The 14,119-nt window shown below is 62.6% G+C and carries 7 protein-coding genes; 3 read left to right on the top strand and 4 right to left on the bottom strand.

Annotated elements, in window-relative coordinates; genetic code table 11:
- Window positions 1-154 precede the first annotated feature (154 nt).
- The gene (locus CRI93_RS11505) at window positions 155-2,758 is read left to right on the top strand and encodes a zinc-dependent metalloprotease (protein ID WP_217992534.1); all 2,604 of its coding nucleotides are present in this window, start codon (window positions 155-157) and stop codon (window positions 2,756-2,758) included.
- A 794-nt stretch (window positions 2,759-3,552) separates the two neighbouring features.
- On the opposite strand, the gene CRI93_RS11500 is transcribed toward CRI93_RS11505, so the two are convergent.
- Window positions 3,553-4,215 (bottom strand): O-methyltransferase, encoded by a 663-nt coding sequence (locus tag CRI93_RS11500; protein ID WP_098062790.1) that lies wholly within the window; start codon window positions 4,213-4,215, stop codon window positions 3,553-3,555.
- A gap of 156 nt (window positions 4,216-4,371) precedes the next feature.
- On the opposite strand from CRI93_RS11500, the gene porX reads away from it, so the two are divergent.
- Window positions 4,372-5,943 carry a T9SS response regulator signal transducer PorX gene (porX, locus tag CRI93_RS11495; protein WP_098062789.1) on the top strand — a complete coding sequence of 524 codons (1,572 nt, stop codon included), beginning with the start codon at window positions 4,372-4,374 and terminating at the stop codon, window positions 5,941-5,943.
- 270 nt (window positions 5,944-6,213) lie between these two features.
- Here porX and CRI93_RS11490 read toward each other — a convergent pair whose 3' ends face one another.
- Together CRI93_RS11490 and CRI93_RS11485 are read right to left on the bottom strand one after the other, a co-directional pair.
- The gene (locus CRI93_RS11490) at window positions 6,214-7,200 is read right to left on the bottom strand and encodes a GDP-L-fucose synthase family protein (RefSeq protein WP_098062788.1); all 987 of its coding nucleotides are present in this window, start codon (window positions 7,198-7,200) and stop codon (window positions 6,214-6,216) included.
- A gap of 95 nt (window positions 7,201-7,295) precedes the next feature.
- Window positions 7,296-8,240, bottom strand: a complete 945-nt coding sequence (locus CRI93_RS11485; RefSeq protein ID WP_098062787.1) for a DUF58 domain-containing protein — start codon at window positions 8,238-8,240, stop codon at window positions 7,296-7,298.
- Between the two features lie 272 nt (window positions 8,241-8,512).
- Between CRI93_RS11485 and CRI93_RS11480 the strand changes: the two genes are divergently transcribed.
- Entirely contained in the window at window positions 8,513-9,262 is a 750-nt protein-coding gene (locus tag CRI93_RS11480) for a TIGR01548 family HAD-type hydrolase (protein WP_098062786.1), read from the top strand.
- A 123-nt stretch (window positions 9,263-9,385) separates the two neighbouring features.
- Here CRI93_RS11480 and CRI93_RS11475 read toward each other — a convergent pair whose 3' ends face one another.
- On the bottom strand, window positions 9,386-13,930 hold the full coding sequence (locus CRI93_RS11475) for a T9SS type A sorting domain-containing protein (protein ID WP_141491686.1): 4,545 nt from the start codon (window positions 13,928-13,930) through the stop codon (window positions 9,386-9,388).
- Window positions 13,931-14,119 lie beyond the last annotated feature (189 nt).

The following is a 14,119-nucleotide window of genomic DNA, read 5'->3' as shown; positions in this document are numbered from 1 at the left end:
TCGTGGGCTGTTCGCATCCGTACGCGCGGGGTGCGTCGGGGACTGTCCGCCTGCGCGATTAGGGGCTGCGGGCGGGCCTCGATGGCTGGAAACTGCATCGTGATAAGCGGGCGAGGCGGGGCTCCTTCGCTTTCCCCTAACTATTCTGTGTTGTATGTTGAGGCATCGCTTCTTCCTCATTGATGCTTTTTCTGTAATGCGCGTGTTCTGGTTGGTTGTGGGTCTGCTTGTGTGTGCGATGCCGGTGGCGGCGCAGGAGCTGCCGTCTATCGAGGAGAAAACGGATGGCATGGAGCGCATGGAGGGTTTTGTACCGCTCTATTGGGATGCGCAGGCGGGGACGCTGTGGATGGAAATCGGCGCGTTCGAGGAGGACTTCCTGTACGTGAACTACCTCACTGCCGGACTCGGCTCCAACGACATCGGACTCGATCGCGGTCAGCCCGGAGACACGCGCGTCGTGCGGCTTGAGCGTGTCGGCCCCAAGGTGCTGCTCGTACAACCAAACCAGACCTACCGTGCTGACACCGATAACCCCGCCGAGCGCCAGGCTGTTGATGATGCGTTTGCGGATGGCGTGCTCTGGGGATTTGAAGCGGCGGCTCAGGCTCAGACCGATGATCGGGTGCTGGTGGAGGCGACTGATTTCGTGGTCCGCGATGTGCATGGCGCGACGCAACAGCTTCAGCAGAGCGGGCAGGGATCGTACCGGCTGGAGCGCAGTCGCAGCACGCCCGACATTGAGCGCACGGGCGCCTTCCCGCAAAACACAGAGATGGAAGCGCGTCTCACCTTTGTAACCGATGGCACGCCCGGCTCTGAGGTGCGCAGCACGGCGGCCGATCCCACGTCATTCGGATTGCGCGTGCGGCACTCGTTTGTCGAACTGCCGGATACAGACGGCTTTGAGCAGCGCGCCCACCATCCGCGCTCGGGCTTCTACAGCTTTAGCTACGAAGACTACGCCGCGCCGCTCACCGAAGACCTGACGCAGCGCTTCATTCCGCGCCATCGCTTAGAGTGCGCCGACGAACCCGGCGACGATGGCCTCTGCACGCCCGAGGAGCCGATTGTGTACTACCTCGACCCGGGCACGCCCGAACCGGTGCGCACGGCCCTGCTCGATGGCGCGCGCTGGTGGAACGAGGCGTTCGAGGCCGCCGGCTACCGCGATGCGTTTCAGGTCGAGATGCTGCCCGACGACGCCGACCCGATGGACATCCGCTACAACGTGATTCAGTGGGTGCACCGCTCCACCCGCGGATGGAGCTACGGGCCCTCGATCACTGATCCGCGGACCGGCGAGATCCTGAAAGCGCACATCGTGCTCGGGTCGCTGCGCGTGCGACAGGATCTGCTGTTGGCGGAGGGGCTCACCGCGCCATACACGGGCGAAAACGCAGCGGGATTGCCCGACGATGACAATCCGATGCTCGATATGGCGCTCGACCGCATCCGGCAGCTCTCGGCCCACGAGATCGGCCACACGCTCGGGCTGCGGCACAACTTTGCGGCCTCCACCCAGGGGCGCACTTCGGTGATGGACTATCCGGCCCCGTACGCCACACTCAATGACGACGGCGCGGTCACGCTCGACGATGCATACGCCACTGGCATGGGCGCGTGGGACAATATCGCGATCCGCTACGGCTATGCGTATCCGCAAGAGGGCGAGTCGGAGGATGAGCTGCTCACGCGCATCATGCAAGAGTATGACGAGCAAGGGCTTACCTACATCAGCGACAACGACGCGCGTCCGGCAGGTGCAGCACACCCGCAGGCCAACCTGTGGGACAACGGCACCGACATGGTCGAGGCGCTTAATCACGAAATGGAAGTGTGCCAAACGGCCCTCGACAACTTCGACGAATCCGTCATTCGCACCGGCACGCCGCACGCGCTCATGGAGGAGGTGCTCGTGCCGCTCTACCTGCGCCATCGCTATCAGGTGCAGGCCACCGCGAAGCTTTTGGGCGGTTTCACGTACAGCTATTCGGTTCGGGGGGATGCGGAGGCCACGCCCCGCCGCGTGTCGTCGGGCACCCAGCGGGATGCGCTCGATGCACTGCTGCGTGTCGTAGAGCCCGAGGCCTTGCGTCTGCCCGATGCGGCCCGCACCCAGATCCCGCCACGTCCGCCGGGCTACCCGTCGAACCGCGAACTCTTTCCGGGCCGCACCGGACTCCCGTTCGACGCCACAGCGCCCGCCGAGATCGTAGCCACCATGGTGTTCGACCAGCTGTTGCATCCCGAACGCACCGCACGCCTCACGCAGCAGTCGCCTATTCTCCACGAGGTGCTCGACCGCATTACGGATGCAGTGTGGGAATGGAACAGATCCGACACCCAGCGCGATGCGAGCAGTCAGGCGCTCAAACGGGTCGTGCAGCGCGTGTGGACGGATGCGCTCTTGGAGCATGCGGTGCATGAAGACACCACCCCCGAGGTGCGCGCGCATCTCACCTGGCACCTTCGCGAGATCCGTACGTGGCTGAACCGCCAGATGGAAGACGTGCCTGAGTCCCACCGCAGCAACACGCCCCCCATCCCCGAAGCGCATCACTCCTACCTTCTTGACCAGATCGAGCGGTTCCTGAACCGCGATTACGAGACGGAGACCGCAGCACCCGCCCTCGACACGCCGCCCGGCTCGCCGATTGGGCAGGGCGTACCGGCGTATCAACAGCGGCAGAACGAGCGACGTACGTGGATGCAAAACGCGCTTCCCCAACGTACGGCGTGCCATGCGCCGTGGTAGGATAGGTGTTCGTGACGTTGGGATCAACGTAGGGACGCAGCGTGCTGCGTCCCTGGGAGCAAATATCTCGGGCGGACGGAAGAGATTGCAGACGGGTTGCCTCTTGTGCGCTGCAAACGCATGTAACCTTAAGTAATCCAAGTTGTTGTGGGGTATAATGCTAACGCTCCACATCCTGTCATTCTGAGGAGCGAAGCGACGAAGAATCTCCCAACTGCGAGCCAAACAGGTGCAAAAAAAAGAGATTTTTCGACTCCGCTTCGCTCCGCTCAAAATGACAACCCTGTAGGTGGACTTGAGTTACTTAACAAGAGCGAACATTTCCAGCGGTATCTGTGCCAGGCCCCTGTTTGCGTCTCGGTCATGCATCATGCCAATCACCGTCTGATGGGTCTAAAGACATCCCAGACGGGGCAGAGCCCCTAAACAAAATGCGTCACAAGGCAGAGCCTTGCGACGAGCGGGCAGGAGTTGACTTTGCACGCCGGGGATGCGAGCGATCCCCGGCTATGGTTATTTCATAATTGAGGGGTTTCCTTACCCCGAAAGGCTCTCGCTTTTGGCATCCCCCTTAATCCCCCTTCAGCGAAGGAGGAAACAAACGAGAGCCGCCGTCCCAGGCCGCTCCCCTGAAGTACGTGTTTAGCGCAGGAAGAAACAGGTGCAAGCGCGCCGCCCCAAGTCGCTCCCCTGGAGAGGGGAGCTGTCGCGCAGCGACTGAGGGGTGGATGAAGCCAGATCTGCCGTGCACTGTTACGTTATCCCAATTCCGAGCAGAACTCTCTACCGAGCATCTATCGCTTGCGGGCCAGCGTGAGACCATCGGCCACGGGCAGCAGACTCAGGTCGATGCGCTCGTCAGTGTGAAGCTGCTCGTTGAGGTCGCGGATAGCCTGCACCGAGGCGTCGTCAATGTCGGGATCAGCCACGCGGCCATCGCGGAGCATGTTGTCGAGCAGAATGAGTCCGCCCGAGCGCACCAGCGCCAGGCTGTGCTCGTAATAGTCGGGGTAGCTGATCTTGTCGGCATCGATGAACGCGAAGTCGAACGTACCCTCGGCGCCGTCATCGCGCAGGGTTTGGAGCGTCTCAATGGCCGGAGCAATGCGCAAGTCAATGCGATCGGCTACGCCTGCCTCGTTCCAGTAGTGCTCGGCAATCTCGGTGTAGTCGCGGCTGATGTCACACGCTACGAGTGTGCCATCATCGGGGAGTGCGTAGGCAACCGAGAGCGCGCTGTATCCGGTAAATACGCCAATTTCGAGAGCCCGCTTTGCATCGACCAGCCGGGCCAACAGCTGCATAAACTGCCCCTGCTCAGGGGCAATCTGCATGTTGTGATTGGGGTGCTGCATCGTCTCGGCGCGCAGGCGGCGTTGCACCTCCGTCTCGCGCAGCGACACATTGAGCAGGTAGTCGTGCACGCGGTCTGAGAGTCCAATCGATTGGTTCGACATACGCTGTGGGGGCTGCTATCCGGAAAGCAAATGGGCAGTTTGTTACGGCGTTGGGGGATGTATAGGTTGCCTACGGCGGCCGTCGAATCAAAACCACACCCCGAAAGGTACGAGCGCGCGACCGCATCCCCCTATGCCAAACTGCTGTAACGCCCTATGGCCGATGCCCCACGCCTGCTCTGGGTCGACGACGAAGTCGACCTGCTTCGCCCGCATGTCATGTTTCTGGAAGAGAAAGGCTACGACGTCTCCACCGTATCGAACGGGGCCGATGCCATCGATCTGGTGCGCGAGGAGCCGTTTTCGCTTGTGTTCTTGGATGAGCAGATGCCGGGTATGGACGGCCTGGAGACGCTCGTGGAGCTCAAGGAAACGCGCCCCGAGGTGCCCGTGGTGATGGTCACCAAGAGCGAGGAGGAAGACCTGATGGAGAAGGCGCTGGGGCGGCAGATCAGCGATTACCTGACGAAGCCGGTGAACCCCAGCCAGATTCTCTTGACGTGCAAGCGCGTGCTGGAACGGACGCGCCTGCAGCAAGAGTCGCAGTCGGAGCAGTACTTGCAGTCGTTTGGCAAGATCGATCGCACCATCAGCCAAACCGACAATGCCGAGTCATGGCGCACGCTGTACCAGCGCCTGGTAAACTACGACCTGTCGCTCACCGGCGACGAGGGCGCGCGCCAGATCTTCGACGACCAGTTCAAGAAAGCAAATCGTCGCTTTGGCGAGTTCATCGAAGCCACGTATCCCGACTGGATTGCGGATTTGGATCGTCCCCGACGGCACAGCGACCGGCCCTTGCTCTCCCACGAAATCTTACCCGAGCACGTCTTTCCCAAGCTGGGGGAGCAGCCGGTGGTGTTTTTCGTGATCGACTGCATGCGCTACGACCAGTGGCTGCAGTTCGAGGCGCTGCTACGCCCGCACTTTCAGATTGAAACGGACTTCCACTACAGCATCTTGCCTACGGCCACGCCGTACTCGCGCAATGCGATCTTTAGCGGACTCCTGCCGCTGGATCTGGACGAGCGCTTCCCGAATTTGCAGTCCAAGGCAGAAGAGGAGGAGCACAGCCGCAATCAGTACGAGGAGGCGCTCTTGCACGACTTCATGGAGCGGCGCGGCCTCGACGATCGCAGCATGCGCTACGACAAGCTGATTGCCACCGAAGACGGGCGCACCTTCGCCAGTCAGGCGCAGAACCTGACGCAGCACGACCTGAGCGCGGTGGTCGTCAACTTTGTGGATATCCTGGCACACAGCCGCTCTGACTCGGATGTGCTCAAGGAACTGGCCCCCGACGAAGCCGCCTATCGTTCACTGACGCGCACCTGGTTTGAGCACTCGTGGCTTTTGGATGCGCTGCAAACGCTGTCAGAGCGCGACTGCACCATCGTCCTCACCAGCGACCACGGCGCGGTGCTCAGCCTGCGCTCTTCAAAGGTGATTGGCGACCGCGAAACCTCGACTGCCCTCCGCTACAAGCACGGACGCAACCTGCAGTGCGAGGAAGAGGAAGCCATCTACGTGCGCGATCCCGAAACGTACGGCCTGCCTGCGCCAGCCATGAACACGAACTACATTCTCGCCAAAGAGGATTTCTACTTCGTGTATCCGACCAATTTCCACCACTACGAGAAGCTCTACCGCGACACGTTTCAGCATGGCGGCGCCTCGCTGGAAGAGATGATTCTTCCCGTGGCTACGCTGACCCCAAAAGGGTCGTGAGGTGGGCTGAACCCCTTGCGTCTCCGCCATACATCATGACCGACGCAGGAGCGTCTTTACGCACGTCCGAGGGGGGACCGTCGGATGCAGAGGGGGTTGTTTGGGAATGCGATACACATTTGGGAATGCGATACACAAACATAGCCCCACGCCGTCAATCGCTCCCCTGGAGAGGGGAGCTGTCGCGCAGCGACTGAGGGGTGGATGGAAGTGAGCGCATGCAGTCTCCGGCTATGGGCACCTTACAATCAGATGGCGGAACTCAGGTAGCTACGCCGCCACCCACTCGTCTTCGTGTTCGCGGTACCAGTCGTACGTCTTCTGGATGCCGTCGTGCAGACTCGTCTTCGCCGACCACCCGAGCTCATCCATGCGTGTGGTGTCGACCAGCTTGCGGGGCGTACCGTCGGGCTTGGAGGGGTCGTGCTCGATGGGTCCGTCGTGGCCCACCACATCCTGAATGGTCGCGGCCAACTCGTTGATCGACAGGTCCTTGCCCACGCCTACGTTGAGCATGCCTTCGTAGGCCGCCTCGCGCAGATCGTCTTCCCGCGTTTCGAGCACGAAGCGCACCGCGTCGGCCAAGTCGTGGCTGTAGAGGAACTCCCGCTTGGGCGTGCCGCTGCCCCAGAGCGTAACAGAGGCATCGCTGCCGTCGGGGGCTGCGCCTTTCGCCTCGTGAAACTTGCGCAGCAGCGCCGGAAGCACGTGGCTGGTTTCGAGGTCGAAGTTGTCGTTCGGACCGTACAGATTCGTCGGCATCAGCGTAACCATGTCGCTGCCGTGCTGCCGGTGAAACGCCTGACACAGCTTGTGTCCGGCAATCTTGGCAACGGCATACCACTGATTCGTGGGCTCCAGCGGACCAGTCAGCAGGCTGTCTTCGGGCATCGGCTGGGGCGCATGTTTGGGGTAGATGCAGGTGGATCCCAAAAACACGAGCCGCTTTACGCCGTGCTGCTGGGCCGCACGAAGCACATTGGCCTCAATGGCCAGATTATCGTACAGGAAATCGGCCGGGTACTGGTCGTTGGCCAGAATCCCGCCCACGCGAGCCGCGGCCACAACGACGTAGTCGGGCTGCTGCGCCTCAAAGAAGGCATGCGTATCCGCCTGATTGCGCAGGTCGAGCTCGCTGCTGGTGCGCCCAAAAATGTTTTCGTATCCAGCCGATTCGAGGGCTGACCAGATGGCGCTGCCGACCATGCCACGGTGTCCGGCAATATAGATGGAGGCGGAGGGATCACTGAGATGCATAAGTTGGGGCAAGCTATGTGAGTCAGGAGCAGTTCAGGGGCGCGTACGGCACAGGCACAGGGCGGGTTGCGATGCATGCCAACCGCTGGCAACGCCTACGCCAAGCGCTGTCGTTTGTTGAGATACGCAAGCAGCGCCTCTTGATACGAGGTCGCCGTGTCGAGCGTAGCAAAGTCGATGTTGTGCTCCAGACACGACCGCCGAAATCGCTCCATAAAGTGCTCGGCAGCCTCCTCGTAGTGCTCACGCAACTGCGCCGGGTGCACCGCCTGCTCGGCGCCCGTCTCCATATCGCGAAAAAGCATTGGGCGATCGGGAAACTGAAAGCGCCGCTCGGTCGCACTGTTTAGGACGTGGAAGACGATCACTTCATGACCGCGATGCCGCAGGCGCCGCAGCGCATGCAGCAGGTCGTCGTGCGCGCCCACGTTCTCAAACAGATCGGTGATGACCACCACCAGCGAGCGCCGCCCGATGCGCTCCGCCACCTCGCTTAGCGCCGTAGCTGCATTGGTCTGCGTGCCCGTGGCATCGCGTTGCACCAGGGCATCGAGCGTACGCAAGAGCGTCTGCCGCTGCGCCGGGGCTGCGCTTGGCGGACGCACCGTGTGCACCGTTTCGTCGAACGCCATCAGTCCGGTCGCATCCCGCTGCCGCAGCATGAGATGATGCAGTCCGGCGGCCAGATAGGCACCGTATTCGAGCTTTGAGAGCGCGGCCTCGCCTTTGTAATGCATCGAGGCCGAGGTGTCGAGCACCACGTAGTGCCGCAGATTCGTCTCCTCCTCGTACTGCTTAATGTAGTAGCGGTCGGTCTTGGCGTAGACCTTCCAGTCGACATGCCGCAGTTCGTCGCCGGGGTGATACGGACGATGTTCGGCAAACTCGACCGAGAAGCCGTGATAGGGGCTGCGGTGCAGGCCCGTCATAAAGCCCTCCACAATGAGGCGCGCACGCAGCTCCATCGAGTCGAGCTGCGACACCGCCACCGGATCCAGAAAGCGCAGCGCGTCGGGTGCGGATGAGGAAGCCGAGGACATAAGCACTACTTCAGACAAAGGGCACAGAGGATAGCGGACATACTGTAATACCCAGAATCGAGGTAGGCGGTCCGTTCGCATTGGTCCCCACATCGTCTTCGCCATTGGTGACCGGAGCTGCCTCTCCTCTGAAGCCCAGCGGCACCCAGCCGGGAACTGTACACGCCTGTTGGTGTGCATATCGATTGACCCTGTAAGCCCATTAGCTTCCCATTGGCTTATGGGGGCTTGCTCTGCATCCGCACCCTCTTCCCTCATCAATCCGCTGTCGTATGCCTTCGTCTTCACCCCTTCAGGTGCTGCTATTCGACATGGACGGCGTGCTGGTGGACGTATCCACCTCCTACCGCCAGGCCATTATCGAAACGGTGGAGCACTTTACCGGACGCCAGATCAGTCCGAAAGATGTGCAACGCTATAAAAACTACGGCGGCTTCAACGACGACTGGAAGCTTACGCACTCCATCATCACCGACACGGCCATGGAAGTGCCGCTCAGCCGGGTTATCGAAGAGTTTCAGCGCCGGTATCGCGGCAACGACTGGGACGGCCTCATCAGCGACGAGTCGCCGCTCATTGACATGGCCACGCTCGATACGCTGCAGGACGAGGGCCTGCTTCTGGGCGTAGTCACCGGCCGCCCGCAAGAGGAGGCCGACTGGACGATTGAGCACATGGGCTGGTCGTCGTACTTCCCCATCGTCCTCGGCAAAGAAAAGCAGGGCGACCGCACCAAGCCCGACCCCTTTCCCCTCAACCACACGCTCACCATGCTCGCCGCCGTAGGACGCGACGTGGATGCCAGCGAGGCCGCCTATGTGGGCGACTCGGTCGACGATATGAAAGCCGCTCGCGCAGCCAACATGTGGGCGCTCGGCGTCGTGCCGCCCTACCTCAATGCCAACGAACATGCCAGCGTGCTTGACGATGCCGGTGCCCACACCGTGCTCGATACGCCCAACGACCTGCCCGCCGTGCTGCGCCGCTTCGATGAGCAGGTCGCTTCCGCCCGCAACGCGTAGCACAGTCCCACTCGGGTAGGTACAGGGGAAAGCCACACGCCGTGCCCGCCCCCCTATCACTCGCAGTATCCCCGCCCGGTCCCCACGCGGTCATGTAGGGACCGGGGCCGCTGGAGGCATAGCTTACCGCACCACCGTCACCCGTTGCGTGTCGATAGGCCCGGCCTCGGTCTGCATCCGCAGGAAGTACGTACCGCTGGCCAGCCCGCTCACGTCGAGTTGCGCTTCCGTGCGGCCCTCCGCACCCGTATCCACCACCGTCTGCACGCGCCGCCCCAGCAGGTCGTACAGGTCGATGCGCACGTCCTGCCGCTCCGGCACCGCAAAGCGCACCGTGGCCTGCCCGCGCGCCGGGTTCGGGTACGTGGGGAGCAGTTCGGCCTCGGTCACCTGCCGGACAATGGTCACCGCCTCGCTAAAGGATTCGGTGCCGTCGGTGTCGATCTGCCGTAGGCGGTAGCGCAGGCTGTCTGCGGCGTAGGGCAGGTCGGTGTCCTCGAACCGGTAGGACTGCGGGGTGCCCGTGGTGCCTGCGCCGTCGAGGGTCGCAACCGTCTGCCACGATTCACCCGTCGTAGAGACGCCCCATTGGGACGTCTCTACGGATGCATTGGCGGGGCCATCGGCGGACGCGGCGCGGCGCTGCACCTCAAACCCGGCGTTGTTGGTTTCGGAGAGGGTCTCCCACTGCACCGTGATGGCATCCTCGCCGGAGCGCTGTGCGCCGAATCCAGCCAGCTCCACCGGCAGCGCCCCCGTATTCGGCGCAACCTGCACCACGAATCGTTCGGTTTCCGGGGTGTCAGTCAGGCTGCTCACGTCCACCGTGTAGTTCATGCCCGGCTCCAGGGGCACAGCCTGGTCGTCGCTGGTATCGGAGGTGCCTTGTGTGTCGATCAGCCCCGCGGCCCATGTGTCCGGCAGGTCCCACTCGCGCACCTGAAGCGTGAGCGTGCCGTCATCGGGGAGGCCATTGCCTCGAATGGCCACCGGCACTGCGGTAAGATTCGCATCGGGATCCGACGCATCTTGCGGCCACGGGCGGCTCTCGACGGCTTTGGATGCTCCGGTGTTGCCGCGTCCGGTGCCTGTCGCACTTAGCGCAAGCGACGGCGCTTCCAGCGGCGCGAGTTTCGAGGTGTCCCACGCATCCCACCCATCGGTCGCGCTCTCGTGAAAGCGCACCCCAATGGCCTGGTCGGTCGCGACGACCGTGCCAGCTGCATCGGTTACGACGCCCTCCAGCCACAGCGTGCCGCGCTCGACACTCGATGTGGCGACAGGCCCTTGCATCTCGCTTCCGATGAACGGCGCATTCGGGGCGGTGCGCCCGCCCGGATCGAACGTGACCGTGGTGGGTCCATTGCCGGGGCTGCTTCGTTCAATGAACGCGCCCTGCCATGCGGCCAGCGTCTCGGTGCCCACACTCAGGATCTGCCACGTGCTATTTGTGGCGTCGTAGACCTGCACATCCGCCTGAAATCCGTTCCCAGCGAGCGGGCTGCCGCCGGTCGTCAGCGCCATCAGGTCGTAGTCAGTGGGATACGGGTTGCCCACGAGGTGCCAGCGGGCGCTTTGCGTAAGGTCATTGCGCACGACGGCCTGCAGGCCCTGTCGCGTGGCGGTGGTGCTCTCATCCAGCGAGATGGCGAGCCCGCCCGATTCGACGGGGTCACGGACGTCGTCTTCAAGGTAGAGCAAAAGGCCCGCACCCAGGTCCAGCGGCGTGCTGGCGTCGACGGTCGTGTAGGCGCCGGTGCCGCCGGTGCTTTCGTCGGAATCGCTGTCGTCCCACACCGCTGCAATGTTGCGGTTGAAGCGCAGGGCGTTGGTCCCGGTGGAAGACGACATCCTTAGATCGCCCGCGACCGCACCCGTGTAGGGCACACTTAGCACGCGCCAGCCGGCATCGGTGCCCGTGCCGTCGGTGCCGGTGATGGTGACGCTCGTGGCAATGGGCAGGCCGGACGTCTCGTACGCGCCCAGACTTACGGTCGCGGTGCCATCACTGTCGCCGTCCTGGATGCGCGGGGCTCCGGCAATATCCAGCGGAAGCGGCTCGGTGGTGTCGCCGTCACCGTCGAGGTCTGCGGCATCAGTGGGCAGCGCACCCGTGTCGCCCGCGTCGACCGCAGGGGAATTTGCAGCCACGCGCAGCCCGTCATCGGCGGTGCCGAAGGCGTTGTCGGGTCCGGCCGGGTCATTCGCATCTACAAAGAGCGGCTCGGCGTCGAGGTTGTTTCCGCCATCGGTGGTGAAAGAGCCGCCACTTTCACTGATTCCACCAAGCCCGCCCTCGATGAGCGTATGCGCGAGGGTGGGCGTAGCGTCGTCGTTGTAGATTTCGTCGCCATCGTTGGTGGCGGTATTTCCCCACAAGATGGTGTTCGTAATCTGCGGACTGCTTGTGCCGACGATGCCATTGTTGCCGATCGCCCCGCCGTTAAGATCTGCGGTGTTGCCTGTGAAGGTGGCGTTTGTAATCATCGGGCTGCTCGTGCCACTGGCGCCATTGTTGTAGATCGCCCCACCGTTAAGATCTGCGGTGTTGCCCGTGAAGGTGGCGTTTGTAATCACCGGGCTGCTCGCGCCATTGTTGAAGCCTTCGTTGTAGATCGCCCCGCCGGCTCCTGCGGAGTTGTCCGTGAAGGTGAGCCCGGTCAGCGACGGGCTACACGCGTTCCCGCTGCCTACGCCATCGCAGTACAGCCCTCCTCCTGCATTATTAGGAAAGCTGTTTGCCGCATTCCCACTGGTGATGGTGAGGCCATCCAGCACCGTGCCCGTCGTGATGTTGCCGGGGCTATTCGCCCCAATGCGATCGCCCCCATTGAAAACAAGCACGTGATAGGCGTTGTCCGAGGAATCGCCTGCAGTGCCAATGTCGCCTGAGAGGATTACCTCGTTCGCTGATGGGGCCCGCTCACTTCGGGTAGTTTCGGTGCCGTCGAATCCACCATAGATCTGCAGCCCGTCCTGGGCGCCGGTGATCTCAAACGTAGCCGTACGTGGGTCCCCGGCATCAAGCCGCCGCGTGGGCGTGTAGGTGCCGGCGGCGATCCAGATTTGGTTCTCCGGACCCGTGCCCGCGACGCCGTCCTGCAGCGCCGCATGCGCATCGGTCCACGACGTGCCATTGCCCGCGCCGCCACCGCTCACCGCCGTGTTCACTCGCACAATCAGCGCGTCCTCGGCTGTAGTCTGCGCTACATCGTCGGTATAAGTCGGCGCGCCCTCAGCAGTACCGGCGTAGGCCCCGGTTTCATCAAGGAGATTACCCTCAAAGCGGTAATGCGCCACCAGGTCTGACAGGTCGAACGTATCGTCGAGCGTGTTGTCGGTGCCGAGCGACGTGGTCATGCCCTGCTGCAATTGGGCCTGCGTGCGCGCCTGGCTCCAGATGCGCACCTCATCGATGCGGCCCTCGAAGAAGTCGCTGGCGGTGGGGCCACCGTCCCACTCCTGCCCGATCGAGAAGAGCCCGCCTGCTTCTGGACGCACACTGGTGTTGAGCGTGGCCTCGCGGCGCCCGTTCACATACAAGATGGCGGTATTGGAAGCATCGACCGTCAACGCCACGTGATACCACTGCCCCGCCGGAAAGGCGTTGCGGCTGGCTACGTAGCCGGTGTCTCCATCGAAATACTGAAACTGCCCGCTTCGGTAGAGGAGCAGGTTGCGGTTGTTGCCGGTGCTCGTGTGAAAGGTGGTGATGCCCTGTTGGCCACTGGCGCGGGTCGGATATACCCACGCTTCCATCGTAAACGCACTCGCTGAAGCCAACGCATCAGCGACGCCAGAGGCCGTGATGTAGTCGTTGGTGCCGTCGAGGTTGAGTGACTGATTGGGTACAGGGGCACTAACCAAAATCTCAACGCGCCCATCGCGCCCACTTCCCGCTCCGGCGCCGCCATCCATTTGGATAGTCACTGCTCCGTTAAAATCTAAGCTATTGGTTTCGACAAAAGAGAGGCCGCCCTCACCGGGTTCACGTGGCAGATCACCGCCATTGCCGCCATCTCCTCCTATGAAACCGCCCCCCCCGCCGCCGCCAAGGTCGCTGCCGCCACCTGCACCAAATCCAGCCCCCCCCGTGCTTCCATTGAGACCGCCCCCACGTCCTCCGGCTCCGCGCCCGCTCAGCGTGCCAGCGCCGCCCCCTTCGGCAAACGCGTTTGCTCCCGTAGGATTGCCACCCGCGTCGTTGAATCCGCCTCCTCCGGCACCGCCTCCTCCGCTTTGAGGATCGTTACCGTTCCCCCCTGCTCCTCCTGCACCGTTTGAGGCCAGAGCAGACCGGCCTCCGCCTCCGCTTGACGAACTCCCTCCGCCTCCCGCCCCAGCGACCAGCAAGAGGGTTGAGCTACCGTTACGCGTGGCAATAACTGCCGACCCGCCACCGCCTCCTCCTGCACCAGGGCCATAGGGCTCACCCGCCTCCCCAACGACGACCGTTAACACGTCGCCCGCCTGCACCTCAAATGTTGAACCAACCGTGGCTCCCTGGCCGCCCCCAGTATTTACAAAACTGCTAATAGCCCCATCTGCGCCTCGCGCTTCCACCATAAGCACGCCGTTTGACGGCACCGTGTAGGTGTACTCGCCTGCCGTGTCGAACACCTGCTGAGCCTGTACAGAAAGGGTTACCCCGAATAAAAGCGCAAGCAAAAGACTTGCACACCGCCTCCACTGGGGAATGGGGCCAACAAATGGGCCAGAGAACCGGGCGTTGGTAGCGTGTATGTGGAGAACAAACATCGTAAAACGGGGAGAAAGTAGAAGTCAATATCAATACGGGGGATGTCTATGACGATCCCCGCTCCGATGCTAAATCTCAGCATCCGGGTGGGAGGCCCC

Source organism: Longimonas halophila (genome assembly GCF_002554705.1).
GTDB lineage: Bacteria > Bacteroidota > Rhodothermia > Rhodothermales > Salinibacteraceae > Longimonas > Longimonas halophila.
The sequence above is the reverse complement of the archived record's forward strand: the minus strand, read 5'-3'. Positions and strand labels throughout refer to the sequence as shown.